This window comes from Streptomyces sp. NPDC034103 (assembly GCF_055575395.1).
Window position 1 is genome coordinate 82,480 of record NZ_JBVISS010000015.1, and the last position, 19,075, is coordinate 101,554.

At 71.3% G+C, this 19,075-nt stretch carries 14 protein-coding genes; 3 read left to right on the forward strand and 11 right to left on the reverse strand.

Translation table 11 applies throughout. The features are described from left to right. Nucleotides 1-10: 10 nt before the first annotated feature. From ACZ56U_RS31055 to ACZ56U_RS31065, 3 genes are all read right to left on the reverse strand, one after another. Nucleotides 11-1,456, reverse strand: coding sequence for an aldehyde dehydrogenase family protein (locus tag ACZ56U_RS31055; RefSeq protein ID WP_469087273.1), 1,446 nt, complete (start codon nt 1,454-1,456; stop codon nt 11-13). Nucleotides 1,457-1,634: 178 nt separating this feature from the next. Continuing rightward, nucleotides 1,635-3,287: a PucR family transcriptional regulator gene (locus ACZ56U_RS31060; RefSeq protein WP_469087274.1), complete on the reverse strand. Its 1,653-nt coding sequence runs from the start codon at nt 3,285-3,287 to the stop codon at nt 1,635-1,637. A 150-nt stretch (nt 3,288-3,437) separates the two neighbouring features. Then, nucleotides 3,438-5,855: an ATP/GTP-binding protein gene (locus ACZ56U_RS31065; RefSeq protein WP_469087275.1), complete on the reverse strand. Its 2,418-nt coding sequence runs from the start codon at nt 5,853-5,855 to the stop codon at nt 3,438-3,440. A gap of 265 nt (nt 5,856-6,120) precedes the next feature. Between ACZ56U_RS31065 and gabT the strand changes: the two genes are divergently transcribed. Then, a complete protein-coding gene (gene gabT / locus ACZ56U_RS31070; protein ID WP_469087276.1) occupies nt 6,121-7,455 on the forward strand; it encodes a 4-aminobutyrate--2-oxoglutarate transaminase in 1,335 nt (444 codons plus the stop codon). Between the two features lie 511 nt (nt 7,456-7,966). Further along, nucleotides 7,967-8,578 (forward strand): phosphatase PAP2 family protein, encoded by a 612-nt coding sequence (locus ACZ56U_RS31075; RefSeq protein ID WP_469087277.1) that lies wholly within the window; start codon nt 7,967-7,969, stop codon nt 8,576-8,578. Here the strand turns inward: ACZ56U_RS31075 and ACZ56U_RS31080 are convergent. The 8 genes from ACZ56U_RS31080 to ACZ56U_RS31115 all read right to left on the reverse strand — a co-directional run bounded on the left by ACZ56U_RS31080 (nt 8,517) and on the right by ACZ56U_RS31115 (nt 18,203). Next, nucleotides 8,517-10,310, reverse strand: coding sequence for a chitinase (locus ACZ56U_RS31080; RefSeq protein WP_469087278.1), 1,794 nt, complete (start codon nt 10,308-10,310; stop codon nt 8,517-8,519). The two genes, ACZ56U_RS31075 and ACZ56U_RS31080, sit on opposite strands and share 62 nt — an antisense overlap. Before the next feature lie 76 nt (nt 10,311-10,386). After that, nucleotides 10,387-10,848 (reverse strand): hypothetical protein, encoded by a 462-nt coding sequence (locus ACZ56U_RS31085; protein ID WP_469087279.1) that lies wholly within the window; start codon nt 10,846-10,848, stop codon nt 10,387-10,389. A 141-nt stretch (nt 10,849-10,989) separates the two neighbouring features. Continuing rightward, the gene (locus ACZ56U_RS31090) at nt 10,990-12,417 is read right to left on the reverse strand and encodes an NAD(P)/FAD-dependent oxidoreductase (RefSeq protein WP_469087280.1); all 1,428 of its coding nucleotides are present in this window, start codon (nt 12,415-12,417) and stop codon (nt 10,990-10,992) included. 50 nt (nt 12,418-12,467) lie between these two features. Then, complete coding sequence (locus tag ACZ56U_RS31095) at nt 12,468-13,268, reverse strand: ABC transporter permease (RefSeq protein ID WP_469087281.1); 801 nt, start codon at nt 13,266-13,268, stop codon at nt 12,468-12,470. Then, the gene (locus tag ACZ56U_RS31100) at nt 13,269-14,198 is read right to left on the reverse strand and encodes an ABC transporter permease (protein WP_469087282.1); all 930 of its coding nucleotides are present in this window, start codon (nt 14,196-14,198) and stop codon (nt 13,269-13,271) included. Further along, nucleotides 14,198-15,361 (reverse strand): ABC transporter ATP-binding protein, encoded by a 1,164-nt coding sequence (locus tag ACZ56U_RS31105; RefSeq protein WP_469087366.1) that lies wholly within the window; start codon nt 15,359-15,361, stop codon nt 14,198-14,200. Before ACZ56U_RS31105 ends, ACZ56U_RS31100 begins: the two co-directional genes overlap by 1 nt. Before the next feature lie 5 nt (nt 15,362-15,366). Next, nucleotides 15,367-16,614: a polyamine ABC transporter substrate-binding protein gene (locus tag ACZ56U_RS31110; protein WP_469087283.1), complete on the reverse strand. Its 1,248-nt coding sequence runs from the start codon at nt 16,612-16,614 to the stop codon at nt 15,367-15,369. 53 nt (nt 16,615-16,667) lie between these two features. Beyond that, nucleotides 16,668-18,203 (reverse strand): gamma-aminobutyraldehyde dehydrogenase, encoded by a 1,536-nt coding sequence (locus ACZ56U_RS31115; protein ID WP_469087284.1) that lies wholly within the window; start codon nt 18,201-18,203, stop codon nt 16,668-16,670. A gap of 179 nt (nt 18,204-18,382) precedes the next feature. Here ACZ56U_RS31115 and ACZ56U_RS31120 point away from each other — a divergent pair, with 179 nt between their 5' ends. Then, nucleotides 18,383-18,979, forward strand: a complete 597-nt coding sequence (locus tag ACZ56U_RS31120; RefSeq protein ID WP_469087285.1) for an NADAR family protein — start codon at nt 18,383-18,385, stop codon at nt 18,977-18,979. Nucleotides 18,980-19,075 lie beyond the last annotated feature (96 nt).

Genomic DNA, 19,075 nt, shown 5'->3' on the forward strand with positions numbered 1-19,075 from the left:
TTCCGAGGGGTCAGAGCGCGAGCCCCGTGAGGACGAGCACCCGCTCGTAGGTGTAGTCGTCCATCGCGAACCTCACGCCCTCGCGGCCCACGCCGGACTGCTTGGCGCCGCCGTACGGCATCTGGTCGGCGCGGTAGGAGGGCACGTCGCCGATGACGACGCCGCCGACCTCCAGCGCGCGGTGGGCGCGGAAGGCGGCCTGGAGGTCATGGGTGAACACACCCGCCTGAAGGCCGTACTTGGAGTCGTTGACCGCCGCGAACGCCTCGGTCTCGCCCTCGACCTTCCGCACGGTGAGGACCGGTCCGAAGACCTCCTCGCAGGAGATCGTCGTGTCGGCGGGAACGTCGGCGAGGACGGTCGGCGCGTAGGAGGCGCCGTCGCGCTCGCCGCCGGTGAGGAGGGTGGCGCCGGCCTCGACGGCCTCCTTGACCCAGGCCTCGACGCGGATCGCGGCGTCCTCGCTGACCAGCGGGCCGACGTCGGTCTTGTCGTCGCTCGGGTCACCGGTGACCTGGGCCTCGACGGCGGCGACGATCCGCGGCAGCAGCCGGTCGTACACCGAGGCGTCCGCGATGACCCGCTGCACGGAGATGCAGGACTGCCCGCCCTGGTAGTTGGAGAAGGTCGCGATACGGGTCGCGGCCCAGTCGAGGTCGGCGTCGGAGGCGTAGTCGCCGAGCACGACCGCCGCGCCGTTGCCGCCGAGCTCCAGCGTGCAGTGCTTGCGGGGCACCGAGTCCATGATCGCGTAGCCGACCTTCTCGGAACCGGTGAAGGAGATCACGGGCAGCCGCTCGTCCTGGACGAGGGCGGGCATCTGGTCGTTCGGGACCGGCAGGATGCTCCAGGAACCCGCGGGAAGCTCGGTCTCGGCGAGCAGGTCGCCGAGGATCAGCCCGGAGAGCGGGGTCGCGGGGGCCGGCTTCAGGATGATCGGCGCGCCGGCCGCGATCGCCGGGGCGACCTTGTGGGCGCACAGGTTGAGCGGGAAGTTGAAGGGCGCGATGCCGAGGACGACACCCTTGGGGAAACGCCGGGTGAGGGCTAGCCGACCCTGGCCGCCGAGGTCGGTGTCGAGCCGCTGGGCCTCGCCGCCGTTGAACCGGCGGGCCTCCTCGGCGGCGAAGCGGAAGACGGAGACGGCCCGGCCGACCTCGCCGCGGGCCCACTTGATCGGCTTGCCGTTCTCGGCCGAGATCAGCTGGGCGATCTCCTCGGTGCGCTCGGCGAGCCGACGGCTGACGTGGTCGAGGGCGGCGGCGCGCACATGCGCGGGCGTGGCGGCGAACTCGTCGCGCACGGCGTACGCGGCGGCGACGGCCTCCTCGATCTGCTCCGCGCTGGGCACGCTGACCCTGCCGACGACCCGCCCGTCCCACGGCGAGCTGACGTCGAAGCTGTCCTCGCCGGTGACCTGGCGGCCGGCGAGCCAGAAGGCGTGGGTGGAAGTCATATGCGGGTCCCGGCCCTTCCGCGTTGGGGATGTGGTGCGTGGCTTTCGGGTCCACGGTAGGGCCGCCCAGCCGGGCGGGCGTTTGTCCGAGTCGTAGTGATCGGATCCGGGCTTGCGCCTCTTTGTCGTAGGACTGCTCCGTGGACGTCGTACGGCTACCGCGTGGACGTCGTACGGGCTACTCCGTGGACGTCGCCTTCAGCGCCAGCCACAGCTCCATCCGTACGTCCGGGTCGTCCAGCGAGCGTCCCAGGATCTCCTCCACGCGCCGCATCCGGTACCGCAGCGTGTGCCGGTGCACACCGAGGTCCGCGGCCGCCGCGTCCCACTGGCCGTGTCGCGACAGCCAGGCCCGCAGCGAGGCGACCAGGTCCCCCCGGCCGGTGGCGTCGTGCTCGCGCAGAGCGCGCAGCAGCCCGTCGGCGAACGCCCGCACCGCGTCGTCGGCGAGCAGCGGCAGCACGGAACCGGAGGCCAGCTGCTCGTGCTCGACGTACACCCGCCCCCGCCGCCGCGCGACGGACAACGCCTGCTCGGCCTGCTTGTACGCGGCCCCCGCGGCGACCGGGCCCACCGGCGCCGACACCCCGACGACCAGCTCGCACTCCTCCCCCGCGCCGCCCTGCTCCGCGCCCCGCCCGGCCTCGAGAGCGGCGGCGTACTCCCCGCACGCCCCGACCGCCGCGCCCCCGTCCGCGCCCAGCACCACCAGCCGCTCCCCCTCGGGAACGACGAGCACCGCCTCCCCGGCCCGCGCCGCGGCGGACTCCACCACCTCGGTGAGCGCGCCCAGCGGATCACCGCCCAAGTCGGCGACGGCCGGCGCCGCGGCCGAGGGCTTCGCCGCGGGCCGGGCCGGCGCCTCCTCGCCCGGCATCCGCACCGCCGGCACCGCCTCGGCGACGAGCACCCGGAACGGCGCGTCCAGCAGCGCCCCGTACAGATCCCCGGCGACGGCCCGGGCGTGGTCCGGCTCCCCCGCCAGCAGCATCCGCAGCACCGCCGCCCCGAGCCGCTGCTCGGCGGCGTGCAGCGACCGGGAGCGCTCGGTGGTCAGGGTCAGCAGGGCGATCGCCGAGTGGACGGCGTACCGCTCGGCCGTTCCCAGGGCCGCCGCCGTGCCCACCGCGAGGGCGGCGCGGGTCCGTCTCCCGGTGCCCAGGGAGTGCAGCTCGACGCGGTCCTCGTTGTCGGGCGCGCCGACCACGGAGGAGGCGGGCGCGGGCCGCTCACGCAGCCGTGCCACGTCCGCGGTGAGCCGCGCGGCCCGCCGCCCCGCCCACTCGGGCGCGGCGGCGACGACGGCGCCGGACGCGTCGTACAGCGCCGCCCACCCGTCCACCTGCGAGGCGAGCGCGGCGAGCAGACCCTCCGGCCCGTGGGTCAGCGCCTGTCTGGTCAGTTCCCGCTGCGCCGCGAACCCGGCCGTCACGGCGCGGTACTGGTCGGCGGCGATGGCGGCGGAGACCTCCTTGCTGATGGCGAGGAAGGGGGTGCGCCGGGGCACCTCCAGCAGCGGCAGCCCCTCCGCCTCGGCCGCCTCGACCAGTGCCGCGGGAATGGCCTCGTAGTTGACCCCGACCGCGAACCCGAGCCCCACGACCCCGGCCCCGACCAGCCGCTTCACATACCGCCGCATGGCCTCGGGATCCTCCGCGTCCAGCTTCAACGCGGTGATCAGCAGCAGTTCCCCGCCCTCCATGTACGGCACCGGATCGGCGAGCTCGCTGACATGCGCCCAGCGCACGGGCACGTCGAGCCGGTCCCCGCCCGCCCGCACGGTCAGCTTGAGCGCGGAGTGGTGGACGAGCGAGGCGAGCGTGGGAGGCATGGGGCCTTCAGGTCGACGAGGATCAGCGGAGGCTGGTGATCATTTGGCCGCGGTGTATGAACGGCTTGTGCCGATTCTGCCTCACCGTACGGTCCCCCGGTCACCGCAGATCCTCGCCGTACGGTCCCCCGGGTCACCGCACCTCCCGGCCTAACCTCGCAGGTCCACCAGCAGCGGCGGCGCGTGCTCCCCCTCGACGCCGGTCAGCGACAGCACCGCGTGTCCCGGCGGCACGGTGTGCGCCAGCTCGGACGCGGACCAGCGCTCCCGCTCGACCTGCCGGACGGTCACGGCCTCCGTGGTCACCGCCTTGCCGGTCACCAGCTTGCGCAGGGCGTGCATGGCCCGGGTCATCGGCTGGTCGGCGAACACGGTGTGCTGGGCGACGTCCTTGGTCTCCACCCACTCGGTGCCCCAGGCGTCCGCGAAACGGCTGCCGTCCCAGGTGGTGACCCCGGACAGCGCCATCCGGCAGCCGACCGCCCCGAACAGCGGCCCGTGCAGCGCCTCGGGGACGTCGGAGACCGTGCGCAGCGCGAGCACGACCCCCGCGTTCTGCGAGCGCAGGCGCTGGATCCGCCGTACCGACCCGGGGGTCACGGTGCCGGTGGCGTCGTCGAGGACGAGGGCGGCGAAGTGCTCGCGCGCCCCGTCCCGGACCACCCCGCCGAACTGGGCCAGCACCAGCCGGGCGATGAGCCGGGACGCCTCCTCGTGACCGTGCGCGGGCAGGTCGACACGGACCCGCAGGGGGTGGTGGACCAGGGCGCGCAGGGAGAACGGCCGGATCGTGTCGGCCGCCGGGCCCGCGGAACCGAAGAACCCGGCGAACGCCGGCCGGTCGAGGAGCGCGAGCCGGTCGGCGAGCAGGGGGCCCGGGTCGCCGGGGCCGCCGCTCTGCCGGACCCGCGCGTCGAGCTCGCGGCGCATCACCGCCTGCCGTCCGTCGTACCCCTCGTCGGCGAGCCGCTCGCGCAGCTCGGCGAGGGCGGCCGGGTCCCCTTCCAGCAGGTCGCGCAGGACGGGCAGCGGCGGGAAGTGCCCGTACGCGGTCCGGTAGGGGCCGAGGAGCTGGGCGAGCGCCCGCGCCGCGCGTTCGGGGCTCACGGTGTCGAGGTCCCCGGCCAGCGCCTCGGCGAGGAAGGCGGCCGCCTCGTCGGGGTCCTCGGCCTCCGCGTACGGGTCGAGGTCGTGCACGGAGGCCGGGTCGCCGACCCGTACGACGACGTCGTACGACGCGTCCGGGCCGAGCGGTGTGCCGGCGCCGCACACCGCGACGACGGCGCAGCCGCCGGTGAGCGCCTGGAGCGCGAGGGACTCGACCACGGGGGCGATGACCTGCCGGGTCTTCCCGGCGCCCGAGGGCCCGACGACCAGCAGCGAGGTGGCGAGGGTGCCCGGCCCCAGCGCCGCGCCCACGCCACCGTAGGCCCGTGGGGTGCGTTCGGCGGCGGCCCAGCGGCCGATGCGGACCTGGCCGGTGAGCAGGTCGTGCCGGGCGACGCGGCCGGGGAGGTCACGGGCGCCGGAGGGGTGGGTGAGCGCGGCGGCGCCCTGGCGCAGGACGGTGTCCGTGAAGGCGGCGAGCCGGTCCTGACCGCGTGCCCGGTGCCAGGCGCGCTCGACGCGGGCGCAGTCCACGTCGTTCATCCGCCCGGCCAGCACCTCGGCGGTGAGCAGGTCGGCGGCCTGGTGCTGCCCGGCCTCGCGCAGCTCGGGCCAGCGGGCGCGCGGCTGCTCGGCGACGGGCGCGGGGTGCTGCCCCTGAGCGGCGCGACGCCGGGCGGCGAGCTGGGCGCGGGCCAGGGACCACCAGCCGCCGATCCGGGCGAAGGGCCACAGGACGAGGACGGTGATCAGGGCGTAGAGCGCGTCCGTCGCCCAGGGCGAGGTGTAGACGCCGTAGCCGCCGCTGACGAGCGCGATCAGGGAGAACAGCGGGTTCACCACGGGCAGCGCGTCCCAGCCGACGCCGGGGAAGGCGTCCGGGAAGACGAAGGCGAGGGTGACCAGGGCGCCCAGGGCGGCCACCAGGGCGCGGGCGGGCTGGGGCCTGCGGCGCACCAGGTGGCGTACGACGGCCGGCCAGCTGCCGAGCCGGCCCGCCGAGTAGACGAGCACGGCGAAGAAGAGGCCGCTGTAGACCTCCAGTGCCTCCACGCCCGGGTACTCCAGCGACTGGCCCTCCAGCCGCTTCGGGGAGGCGAGCGTGCCGCCCCACCACCAGTCGTCGGGGGTGAAGAGCCGCAGCAGCGTGTACTGGTACGGCAGTGCGCCGCGCCGCCAGAAGGACCACACCACGAGCGCCAGGACGAAGGGGATGAGCATGCCGGCGACGGTCACCGGGTTGAGCCGTTCCGTCCTCGTCGCGGCCTTGGGCAGCCGGTAGCCGAAGCGCCAGATGCCGGGCTCGGTCTTCGGCCGGGGCTCGTTGAGCCAGTCGGCCACGGGCGCTCCCGGCGCGTGGGCCGGGCGCGGCGGCGCGTTCGGCACGTCCGGTGGCCCCGCCGGCCGCGGCACAGGATTCGCATGCGTACCCCGCGCGTCCCGCGTCCCGTCGCTGTCCATCGCCTTCGCTCCCTGACCAGCCGTTCCGTCCACCGTCAGCGGCCAATCTAACGCCCCCACAAGGGGAGTTCACCGCTTACGCGGCCGTGGCCCAGGGGCGGTCCCCCGCGCCGCGCACACCCTCGCCATGTCCACCGCGGACAAACCTGCCCCCCGGACCACGCCCACATGGAGCATGCCCACCCCCCGCCCTGCGTCCTAGCCTGCGAGAAAAGAAGAGAAGCATCCGCACAGACCTCGTTCGCAACACCCCCAGGAGCCCCTCATGAGCGCACTTCCGCAGGAGCGCCGGATCGTCACCGCCATCCCCGGCCCGAAGTCGCAGGAGCTGCAGGCCCGCCGCCTCGACGCGGTCGCGCAGGGCGTGGGCTCGGTGCTGCCGGTGTTCACCGCGCGGGCCGGCGGCGGCATCATCGAGGACGTCGACGGCAACCGTCTCATCGACTTCGGCTCCGGTATCGCCGTGACCAGCGTCGGCGCCTCCGCCGAGGCCGTCGTACGCCGGGCCGCCGCCCAGCTCGCCGACTTCACCCACACCTGTTTCATGGTCACGCCGTACGAAGGCTATGTGGAGGTCGCCGAGGCCCTCGCCGAGCTCACCCCGGGTGACCACGCCAAGAAGTCCGCGCTGTTCAACTCCGGCGCCGAGGCCGTCGAGAACGCCGTCAAGATCGCGCGTGCGTACACCAAGCGCCAGGCCGTCGTCGTCTTCGACCACGGCTACCACGGCCGTACGAACCTGACGATGGCGCTGACCGCGAAGAACATGCCGTACAAGCACGGCTTCGGCCCGTTCGCGCCCGAGGTCTACCGGGTGCCCGTGGCGTACGGCTACCGCTGGCCGACCGGCCCGGAGAACGCCGGCCCCGAGGCCGCCAAGCAGGCCATCGACCAGATCAGCAAGCAGGTCGGCGCCGAGAACGTCGCCGCGATCATCATCGAGCCGGTGCTGGGCGAGGGCGGCTTCATCGAGCCGGCCAAGGGCTTCCTGCCGGAGATCGTGAAGTTCGCGGGCGACAACGGCATCGTCTTCGTCGCGGACGAGATCCAGTCCGGCTTCTGCCGTACCGGGCAGTGGTTCGCGTGCGAGGACGAGGGCATCGTCCCGGACCTGATCACCACCGCCAAGGGCATCGCCGGCGGTCTGCCGCTCGCCGCCGTGACCGGCCGCGCCGAGATCATGGACGCCGCGCACGCCGGTGGCCTGGGCGGCACGTACGGCGGCAACCCGGTCGCCTGCGCCGGCGCGCTCGGCTCCATCGAGACGATGAAGGAGCTCGACCTCAACGCCCGGGCGAAGAACATCGAGGCGGTCATGAAGGCCCGCCTCGGCGCCATGGCCGAGAAGTTCGACATCATCGGTGACGTGCGGGGCCGCGGCGCCATGATCGCCATCGAGCTGGTCAAGGACCGCGCCACCAAGGAGCCGAACGCGGAGGCGACCGCCGCGCTCGCCAAGGCCTGCCACCAGGAGGGCCTGCTGGTCCTGACCTGTGGCACGTACGGCAACGTGCTGCGCTTCCTGCCGCCGCTGGTCATCGGCGAGGACCTGCTGAACGAGGGCCTCGACATCATCGAGCAGGCCTTCGCGCGGATCTGAACGGGCTCGGCGCGTGTCTGACCGAGCCCTCGCGCGTGCCTGAGCAGGCCTTCGCGCGGTATCCGGCGCCCCGGTGAGCACACGGGGCGCCCCCGCCCCAGGTCACTCCCGTCCCACCCGCCCCAGCCCTGGATCCACAGCGGATTCCGGGGCTGGGGCGGTCGCCGTCAGAGGGTGTGAAGAACGTGTGCGAGGTCGTTGTCGGGTTTCGATTCCGGCTGTCCTGAACCCATCGGCTGCCGTAGGTTCTACCCAGATGAGAGATACACCCCGCCCACAGGGGACTGTGGGCGACATCAGGCCGGGGCCTCCCCAGCTTCGACCTGGTCGTGCCCTCGCGCACACAACCGGAGCCTCCGGCTCTGGATCTCCTCACCGATCGGACGGTCGCTCGCCCCAAACCCCCCGGGGCGCGCGACGATCCGGTCCGGACGGCCGCCCCGGAACCACCCCCCCTGTTCCGGGGCGGCCGACCTCCTTCCTCCTTCTCGGGCTGCCCGCCCTGCTCTTTGTGCTGATCACCTGGCAGGTCGTCGTCGACGGCCCCCTGGTGACGCTGGACGAACGGGTCAGTGAGACCCTCGTCCACCCCGACCGCGCCTCGGAGCTCCTCGCCGATCTGGGCAATGTCCAGGTCGCCGTCCCCGCCCTGGCGATCGCACTGGTGTACGCCGCTCTGCGGGCCCGCCGCATCGGTACGGACCGGTGGTGGCTGCCCTCCCTCGCGGCGGCCGTGCTGATGGCCCTGGTCCCGGCGCTGATCGTCCCGCTGAAGGTGCTGACCGACCGCCCCGGCACCCCCGTCGTACCGCCCGCCACCGGCTACTTCCCCTCCGGCCACACGGCCACGGCGGCCATCGCGTACGGCGCCGCGGTCCTCCTCCTCGCCCCCTGGCTCCCGCGGGCCGGCCGCGCGCTGATCCTCCTCGGCGCGGCCCTCGTCCTCGGCGTCTCCTACGGTCTGGTCCGGCGCGGCTACCACTGGCCACTGGACGTGGTGGCCAGTTGGTGCCTGTCGACGGTGCTGCTGACCGCGTTCGTCCTGTTCGTCAGCCTGTTCGTCAGCCGAAGTAGCCGTCGAACGTCTTCTGGAACTCCCCGTTCGCGTACCGGTCCCAGTTGATCGACCAGGTCATCAGGCCGCGTAGCGCGGGCCAGGTGCCATGGGTGGTGTACGAGCCGCAGTTCGTCCTCTTCGTCAGGCAGTCGAGGGTCTTGGTGACCTCGGCGGGGGCCACGTGTCCGTTGCCGGCGTTGGTGGAGGCGGGCATGCCGATGGCGATCTGGTCGGGGCGCAGGGGCGGGAAGACGTTGTTCGCGTCGCCCGCGACCGGGAAGCCGGTGAGCAGCATGTCGGTCATGGCGATGTGGAAGTCGGCGCCGCCCATGGAGTGGTACTGCTGGTCGAGGCCCATGATCGGGCCCGAGTTGTAGTCCTGGACGTGCAGCAGGGTGAGGTCGTCGCGCAGCGCGTGGATGACCGGGAGGTAGGCGCCCGCCCTCGGGTCCTGGCCGCCCCACTTGCCGGTGCCGTAGTACTGGTGGCCGAGCTGGACGAAGAAGGTCTCGGGGGCCATGGTCAGCACGAACCGGGAGCCGTACTTCGCCTTCAGTGCCTTCAGCGCCGAGATCAGGTTCACGATCACCGGGGTCCTCGGGTTCCTGAAGTCGGTGTCGTCGGCGTTCAGGGAGAGCGAGTGGCCCTCGAAGTCGATGTCCACGCCGTCGAGCCCGTACTCGTCGATGATCTTCGAGACGGAGGTGACGAAGGCGTCCCGGGCCGCGGTGGTGGTCAGCTGCACCTGGCCGTTCTGGCCGCCGATCGAGATGAGCACCTTCTTGCCGGCCGCCCGCTTGGCCTTGATCGCCGCCTTGAACTCGGCGTCGCTCTCGACGTTCGGGCACTCGGTGACCGGGCAGCGCTCGAAGCGGATGTCCCCGGAGGTGACCGAGGTCGGCTCGCCGAAGGCCAGGTCGATGACGTCCCAGCTGTCGGGCACGTCGGCCAGCCGCGTGTAGCCGGAGCCGTTGGCGAAGCTCGCGTGGAGGTAGCCGACCAGGGCGTGGGCGGGAAGGTCGGTCGAGCCGCCCGAGCCGGTGGTGGTGGTCGCGGTGACGGTGGCCGATCTCGCGGACTCACCGGCGTCGTTGAGGGCGGTGACCTGGAAGGCGTAGGCGGTCGACGGGGCGAGTCCGGCGATCGTGGCTGAAGTCCCGCTCACCGTCTGCGCCTTCGCTCCGTCGCGGTACACGGCGTAGCTCGTGGCGCCCGTGACCGGCGGCCAGGACAGGGCCACGCTGGAGGAGGTGACCGTGCCGACGACCGGAGCGGTGGGCGTGGCGGGAGGCTGACCGGCGTCGACGCCGGGGCCGGTGAGCGCTATGTCGTCGGCGTGGTAGGCGCCCGTGCCGTACCAGCCGTGGGTGTAGATCGTGACCCGGGTGGTGGCGGGGCCGGTACGGAAGGTCGTGGTGAGCTGCTGCCAGTTCGGGGCGGACTGGGTCCAGGTGGAGACGTCCGTGGTGCCGGTGCCGCTCGCACCGAGGTACACGTAGGAGCCGCGCACATAGCCGGTGAGCGTGTACTGGGCGCCGGGCTTCACGGTGACGGTCTGGGCGCACCGGGCGTTGTCGCCCCCGGCGGGGGTCGCCTGAAGGGCCCAACCGCCGCTGCGCACAGGGCTGTTGACCGGCGCACCGGCCGAACAGGCCCAGCCGTCGAGGCCGGCCTCGAAGCCGCCGTTGCGTGCGAGGTCCGCGTCGGCCGCACGGGCGGCCGACGAGAGCGCGGTGACGCCGCCTGCGGCCAGGAGTGTGGCCGTGAGGGCGGCGACGACAGGTCTGGTGCGGTCCACAAGTGCCTCCGGAGCTGGGGGAATTGGAGGGTGGAGCGCGCCCAATTTGGTCCAGACCAATCAGGTTGTCAAGAGCTCAGGCGCCCCCCTGTCCGTCCTCCTCCGCCAGGCCCGCCGCCGCCTCGTGCATCGCCAGTTCGAGGAGTGCCGGGTCGGTCAGGGTGCCGGAGCCGTCCGGCGGGACCAGCCAGCGGACACCGCCGGTGGAACGGCCCGGGTACGGCACGACGATCCAGGTCCCCGCACCGGCGGTGCGGATCCCCGTACCGACCCAGCGCGCGGCCGTGCCCGGCGGCACCAGGAAACCCATCCGGGCGTCGCCGAAGTCGACCAGCACCGGGCCCGGCTGGTCGATGATGCGGGTGAGGACGTCGAGCGTGGGGTAACCCAGCTCGCCCGGCAGGATGAGCACGTCCCAGGCCTTGCCGGCGGGCAGCAGCGCGACCCCGAGGGGATTGCGCTCCCATTCCCAGCGGCAGGCCTCGGGATCCGGAGCCACCGATGCCAGCCACTCGACCGCCGTCTTCGCCCCAGTCATGAGAAGACCTCCCTGTTCCTTCGTGGACGCTGGTCGCGTCACGAGGGAGAGGGAGGCCCGGCAGGAGCATTACGCGGGTTCCGGGACCCCGTTGGAGTGAACCGGATCACACCCGGAGCTTCGAGGCTCACCGCACAGGGCTCAGCTGTCGAAGCCGAGTCCCAGCTTGTCCATCGCCTTCAGCCACAGATTGCGCCGCCCGCCGCGGGAGTCGGCCCGGGCCAGCGACCACTTGGTCAGCGCGATGCCGGTCCAGGCGAACGGCTCGGGCGGGAACGGCAGCGGCTTCTTGCGCACCATCTCCAGCGAGGTCCGCTCGGTGACCTCGCCGTCGAGCAGGTCCAGCATCACGTCGGCGCCGAACCGGGTCGCGCCGACACCGAGGCCCGTATAGCCCGCCGCGTAGGCCACGTTGCCGTGGTGCGCGGTGCCGAAGAACGCCGAGAACCGCGAGCAGGTGTCGATGGCGCCGCCCCACGCGTGCGTGAAGTGCACGCCCTCCAGCTGCGGGAAGCAGGTGAAGAAGTGCTCGGCGAGCTTGGCGTAGGTCTCCGGCCGGTCGTCGTACTCGGCGCGGACGCGACCGCCGTACGGATAGACCGCGTCGTAACCGCCCCACAGGATCCGGTTGTCGGCCGACAGCCGGAAGTAGTGGAACTGGTTCGCCGAATCCCCCAGTCCCTGCCGGTTCTTCCAGCCGATCCGCGCGAGCTGCTCGCCGCTCAGCGGCTCGGTCATCAGCGCGTAGTCGTAGACCGGGACGGTGTACGGGCGCACCCGCCGGACCAGGTTCGGGAAGATGTTGGTGCCGAGCGCGACCTTGCGGGCGCGGACCGAGCCGTAGGGGGTGCGTACGGCCATGCCGGCGCCGTACTGCTTCAGCGTCAGGGCGGGGGTGTGCTCGTGGACCCGGACGCCGAGGTCGAGGCAGGCGCGCTTGAGACCCCAGGCCAGCTTGGCCGGGTTGAGCATCGCCACGCCTCGGCGGTCCCACAGGCCGCCCTGGAAGGTCGGTGAGTCGACCTGTTCCCGTACCGCCTCCGCGTCCAGCCACTCGACGCCCTCGGCGAGGCCCTCGCGCTCCATCTCCTCGTACCAGTCGCGCAGTTCCCACGCCTGGTACGTCTCGGTGGCGACGTCGATCTCGCCGGTGCGCTCGAAGTCGCAGTCGAGGGAGTAGCGGGCGACCGCCTTCTCGATCTCGTCGAGGTTGCGGGCGCCCAGCTCCTGCAACGTGTGGATCTCGTCCGGCCAGCGGGTCAGCCCGTTGGGCAGACCGTGGGTGAGCGAGGCGGCGCAGAAACCGCCGTTGCGGCCCGAGGCGGCCCAGCCCACCTCGCGGCCCTCCAGCAGGACCACGTCCCGCTGCGGGTCGCGCTCCTTGGCGAGGAGCGCGGTCCACAGTCCGCTGTAGCCGCCGCCGACGACCAGCAGGTCGCAGGTCTCGGGGCCGGTGAGGGCGGGCTCGGGGTGGGGCCTGCCGGGGTCGTCCAGCCAGTACGGGACCGGCCGGGCTTCGGAGAGTGCCTTGATCGGACGACTGCCACGGCTCATGGCGCTTGGGGCCATGATTTCAACTCCCTACAAGGGTTTTTCGAATAGGGCCGGACCCCGGAAGGCTAGGCCTTTTGCCTGTTGCGGCGATTGCTGATGACCATAGAGGTCAGGACGAGAAGGACGGCGACCAGGAACATGGCCGTGCCGATCACATTGATCTGAACGGGTGTGCCGCGCTGCGCCGAACCCCAGACGAACATGGGGAAGGTGACGGTCGAGCCCGCGTTGAAATTGGTGATGATGAAATCGTCGAAGGAGAGCGCGAAGGCGAGCAGCGCGCCCGCCGCGATCCCGGGGGCCGCGATCGGCAGGGTGACCCGGACGAAGGTCTGGAACGGGCCGGCGTAGAGGTCCTGCGCGGCCTGCTCCAGCCTCGGGTCCATGGACATCACCCGCGCCTTGACGGCCGTCACGACGAAGCTGAGGCAGAACATGATGTGGGCGATGAGGATCGTCCAGAAGCCCAGCTGCGCGCCCAGGTTGAGGAACAGGGTGAGCAGCGAGGCGGCCATGACGACCTCGGGCATCGCCATCGGCAGGAAGATCAGCGAGTTCACGGCGCCGCGCGCCCGGAAGCGGTAGCGGACCAGCGCGAAGGCGATCATCGTGCCGAGGACGGTGGCGCCGATCGTCGCCCAGAACGCGATCTGGAGGCTGAGCGACAGCGAGCCGCACATGCCGGCGACCCCGCACGGGTCCTTCCAGGCGTCCAGGGAGAACTGCTGCCATTCGTAGTTGAAGCGCCCCTTCGGATTGTTGAAGGAGAACACCGTCACGACGATGTTGGGCAGCAGCAGATATCCGAGCGTCAGCAGTCCCGCGATGACGACGAATTTGCGCTTGAGCCAGTTGACGAAGGCCATTTAAACCAGATCCTCCGTTCCGGACCTGCGGATGTAGACCGTGACCATGACGAGGATGGCGGCCATCAGGATGAAGGAGAGTGCCGCCGCCGTCGGATAGTCCAGGATCCGCAGGAACTGGGACTGGATGACGTTTCCGACCATGCGGGTGTCCGTCGAGCCGAGCAGGTCGGCGTTGACGTAGTCACCGGCGGCGGGGATGAACGTCAGCAGCGTGCCGGAGACCACACCGGGCATCGACAGCGGGAAGGTGACCTTGCGGAAGGTCGTGGCCGGCTTGGCGTACAGGTCGCCCGCGGCCTCGTGGAGCCGGGTGTCGATGCGCTCCAGGGAGGTGTAGAGCGGCAGGATCATGAACGGCAGGAAGTTGTACGTCAGACCGCACACCACCGCCATCGGCGTGGCCAGCACGCGGTCGCCGGTGGTCCAGCCGAGCCAGCTGGTGACGTCCAGGACGTGCAGGGTGTTCAGGGCGCCGACGACCGGGCCGCCGTCCGCGAGGATCGTCTTCCAGGCGAGGGTGCGGATCAGGAAGCTGGTGAAGAACGGCGCGATCACCAGGATCATGATCAGGTTCCGCCAGCGGCCCGCCCGGAAGGCGATGAGGTAGGCCAGCGGATAGCCCAGGACCAGACACAGGATCGTCGCCGAACCCGCGTACAGGATCGAGCGCAGGTACTGCGGCCAGTACTCGGACAGCGCGTCCCAGTAGGTGGCGACGTGCCAGGTGACCTTGTAGCCCTCCTCCAGGGAGCCCGTCTGCACGGACGTGGAGGCCTGGTAGATCATCGGCAGCGCGAAGAAGACCAGCAGCCACAGGATGCCGGGCAGCAGCAGCCAGTACGGCACCAGCCGGCCGCGCCGCCGCGGGGGCTTCTTCTCGGGCGCGGTCGGGGAGAGAGGCGGCGGCGCCTCGGTGAGGGTCGCCATCAGAGCGCCGCCTCTTCCTGGATACCGGCGTCGATGGCCTGGGCCGCGTCGAGGCCGAACGTGTGGGCCGGGCTCCAGTGCAGGACGACGTCGGCGCCGGGCACGAGCCGGGCGTCCCGCTCGATGTTCTGGACGTAGACCTCGAACTCGGGGCAGACGGCGCTGTCGATGACGTACTGGGTGGAGACGCCGATGAAACTGGCGCTGGCGATCGTGCCGGTGATGCGGTTGCGGCCCTCGGGGATGTCGCCCGCGTCGTCGGCGTGGGTGAGGGAGATCTTCTCCGGGCGGACGCCGACCAGCACCTTGCCGCCGGTCCGGGTGGGCGCCGAACAGCGCGCCTCGGGCAGGACGAGCTTGCCGCCGCCGGCCTTCAGGACGATGTCGTCGCCGCTCTTCGCGTCGACCTCGGCCTCGATCAGGTTCGAGGTGCCGAGGAAGTTCGCGACGAACGTCGTCCGCGGGTTCTCGTACAGGTCGGTCGGCGAGCCGAGCTGCTCCACGCGGCCCGCGTTCATCACGGCGACCGTGTCGGCCATGGTCATGGCCTCCTCCTGGTCGTGCGTGACATGGACGAAGGTGATGCCGACCTCGGTCTGGATGCGCTTGAGCTCCAACTGCATCTGGCGGCGCAGCTTGAGGTCGAGGGCACCGAGGGGCTCGTCGAGGAGGAGCACCTTGGGGGTGTTGATCAGCGCGCGGGCGACCGCGACACGCTGCTGCTGGCCGCCGGAGAGCTGGTGCGGCTTCTTGCGCGCCTGTTCGCCGAGCTGGACGAGCTCCAGCATGTCCTCGACCTGCTTCTTCACGCTCTTGATGCCGCGCCGGCGCAGGCCGAAGGCGACGTTCTCGAAGATGTCGAGGTGCGGGAAGAGGGCGTAGGACTGGAAGACCGTGTTCACCGGCCGCTTGTAGGGCGGCAGCCGGGTGACGTCCTGCTCGCCGAGTGAGACGGTGCCCGTGGTGGGCTCCTCAAGCCCCGCGATCATCCGCAGGGTGGTGGTCTTGCCGCAGCCGGAGGCGCCGAGCAGGGCGAAGAAGGAGCCCTGCGGCACGGTCAGGTCCAGCGGCTGTACGGCGGTGAAGCCGTTGTCGTACGTCTTGCTGATGCCCGAGAGGCGGACGTCGCCGGTGTTGTCGTTCTTGTCGGTCACGATGGTCACGGTGGTCACGCCCCAGTCAGCTTCGCGAACTTCACTTCGAACTCGGTCTCTTCCTTCGAGCTCAGCGAGCGGAAGGCGTGGGACTTCGCGGCCATGGCCTTGTCCGGGATGATCAGCGGGTTGTTCGCCGCGTCCGGGTCGAGCTTCTCCAGCTCGGCCTTCACCCCGTCGACGGGCGTCACGTAGTTGATGTACGCGGCGAGCTCGGCGGCCGGCTTCGGCTCGTAGAAGAAGTCGATGAGCCGCTCGGCGTTCGTCTTGTGACGGGCCTTGTTGGGGATGAGCATGTTGTCGGTCGACGTGATGTAACCGCTGTCCGGGATCAGGAAGTCGATGTCCGGGCTGTCGGCCTTGAGCTGGACGACGTCACCGGCCCAGGCGATACAGGCCGCGAAGTCGCCGCTGGTCAGGTCCGAGGTGTAGTCGTTGCCGGTGAACCGGCGGATCTGGCCCTTGTCGACGGCCTTCTGGATGCGCGCGATCGCGGCGTCGTAGTCGTCGGCGGTGAAGTTCGCCGGGTCCTTGCCCATGTCGAGCAGGGTCATGCCGATGCTGTCGCGCATCTCCGACAGGAAACCGACCTTGCCCTTGAGTTTGGGGTTGTCGAGCAGATCGGAGACCGACCTGACCTCGACGCCGTCGAGTGCCTTCTTGTTGTAGGCGATGACGGTGGAGATGCCCTGCCAGACGTAGGAGTAGGCCCGTCCGGGGTCCCAGTCGGGGTTGCGGAACTGCGCCGACAGGTTGGTGTACGCGTGGGGCAGGTTCGCCGGGTCCAGTTTCTGGACCCACCCGAGCCGGATGAGGCGGGCGGCGAGCCAGTCGGTGACGACGATGATGTCGCGGCCGGTGTCCTGGCCTGCGGCGAGCTGCGGCTTGATCTTGCCGAAGAACTCGACGTTGTCGTTGATGTCCTCGGTGTACTTGACCGAGATGCCGGTGCGCCGCTTGAACTGGTCGAGCGTCGGGTGGTGCTTCTCGCTCTCGTCCACGTCGATGTACTCGGTCCAGTTGGAGAAGCTGACGGTCTTCTCCTCGGCCGAGTGGTCCTCCGCGGAGACGCCACCCTTGGTGTCGCCCGCCGCGGGGATACCGCAGCCGGTCAGCGCCCCGAGACCGCCGACGGCGAGCGCACCGCCCGCCGAGGCGCGCAACAGGGACCGCCGGGTCATGGCGGCCCGGCCGCCCTGGAAGCTGCGCCGCATGGCGGCCACTTGGGCCGGGCTCAGGCGGTCGGGCTCGTACTGCTCCATGCGCGTGGTGCCCTTTCGGGAGTGGTCGGCCGCGGGTCGGGCGGCCTGAGCTGCTATCGGTCCCCGAAGATCGTGCGGTGCCAGTCCTTCCTGACCACCGCCGTATTGTCGAACATGACGTGCTTGATCTGCGTGTACTCCTCGAACGAGTACGAGGACATGTCCTTGCCGAAGCCGGACGCCTTGTATCCGCCGTGGGGCATCTCGCTGATGATCGGGATGTGGTCGTTGACCCACACGCACCCGGCCTTGATCTCACGTGTCGCCCGGTTCGCCCGGTAGACGTCCCGGCTCCACGCGGAGGCGGCGAGCCCGTACGGGGTGTCGTTGGCGAGCCGGATGCCCTCGTCGTCGCTGTCGAAGGGCAGGACCACGAGGACCGGACCGAACAGCTCGGACTGGACGATCTCGCTGTCCTGGGCGGCGTCCGCGACCAGGGTGGGCCGATAGTACGCGCCGCTCTTGAGGTCTCCCTGAGGAGCCTCGCCGCCGGTCACCACGCGCGCGTAGGCACGCGCTCGGTCCACGAAGCCGGCCACCCGGTCCCGCTGCACGTGCGAGATGAGCGGACCGAGGTCGGTACCGGGGGCGAAGGGGTCACCGAGGCGGACCGACTCCATCAGCGCGGCGGTCTTCTCGACGAACGCCTCATAAAGGGGCCGCTGCACGTACGCGCGCGTGGCCGCCGTGCAGTCCTGGCCGGTGTTGATGAGCGCGCCCGCGACGGCACCGTTGACGGCGGCGTCGAGGTCGGCGTCGTCGAAGACGACGAAGGGCGCCTTGCCGCCGAGTTCGAGGTGCAGCCGCTTGACGGTCGCCGTCGCGATCTCGGCGACCCGCTTGCCCACCGCCGTCGACCCGGTGAAGGAGGTCATGGCCACGTCGGGGTGCCCGACGAGATGCTCGCCCACGTCCTTGCCGGTGCCGTTGACGATGTTGACGACCCCGTCGGGGATCCCGGCGTCGGTGGCGGCCTGGGCGAACAGCAGCGAGGTCAACGGGGTGAGCTCGGCGGGCTTGAGCACGATGGTGTTGCCCGCGGCGATCGCCGGGAGGATCTTCCATGCGGCCATCTGGAGGGGATAGTTCCAGGGCGCGATGGAGCCCACGACACCGATCGGCTCGCGCCGCACGTACGAGGTGTGGTCGCCGGAGTACTCCCCCGCCGACTGGCCCTGGAGGTGCCGGGCGGCACCGGCGAAGAAGGCGGCGTTGTCAATGGTCCCCGGCACGTCGAACTCACGGGTGAGCTTGAGCGGCTTGCCGCACTGGAGGGACTCGGCGCGGGCGAAGTCCTCGGCGCGGTCGGCGAGCACGGCGGCGAAGCGGTGCAGCGCGTCTGAGCGTTCGCCGGGGGTGGTGGCGGCCCAGCCGGGGAAGGCGTCCCGGGCCGCGGCGACGGCCGCGTCCACATCGGCGGTGCTCGCCAGCTCGTAGGTGTACACCTCCTCGCCGGTCGACGGGTCCACGACCGCGTGCGTACGCCCCGAGGTGCCCTGGGTGAGGCGGCCCGAGATGTACTGCGCACCGCCCGCGAAGCGTTCCTGCGCGGGGAATCGGTCCGGGGTGACGTTGCCCGGCTTGTGCATGTCGCTCTCCTCCGCCGCCGGCCCACGTTCCCGTGGACGGATGCGTAGCTCCAGCTCGATTTGAGTGCCGATCCTGACAGAGCAAGTGGCGTCCGACAAGGGATTCCGTTGTTGCCTTTTAGTTACGCGACGGAATCTGTCGACCAGGTGTCGAGCCGACATGGAAAAGCCAGGACGGAATGTCAGTGGTGGCTGCCAGACTCGCATGCATGACGAAGATCGATTCTCGGGACACCCTGGTCAGGGCGATCCGGGCGGGGGCGAGGGTCAGGTACCTCCCCTTCTGGGGGCACCGACCGCTGCCGGACGGCCGGCTCGGCGCGAGCTGCCTGAGCCAGTGGTGGCCGTCGCCGTTCGAGGTGGACGGGGCGACGTACGCGACCGCCGAGCACTGGATGATGGCGGGCAAGGCGCGGCTCTTCGGGGACGCGGAGGCGGAGCGGCGGGTCCTGGCCGCGGACCACCCCTCGGTCGCGAAGAAGGAGGGGCGCCTGGTCCGGGGTTTCGACGACGCGACCTGGGAGCGGGAGCGCTTCGGCATCGTCGTCGAGGGCAGCGTCCACAAATTCGGCTCGGACGACGGGCTGCGGTCGTTCCTCCTGGGCACCGGCGAGCGGGTGCTGGTGGAGGCCAGTCCGGTGGACCGGGTGTGGGGGATCGGGCTCGCGGCCACGGACGAGGGGGCACTGGACCCGGAGCGGTGGCGGGGGCCGAACCTGCTGGGGTTCGCGCTGATGGCGGCGCGGGACAGGTTGCGGGGGGTTTGCGAGGTTTAGGTCTGCGACGCCGGTGTCTGCGCCGCCTGGGCGGGGGCGGGGGTGACGGCGTTCAGAGGGAGGGCATGCCAGGGGAACGAGGGCGTTCGGGGGGCG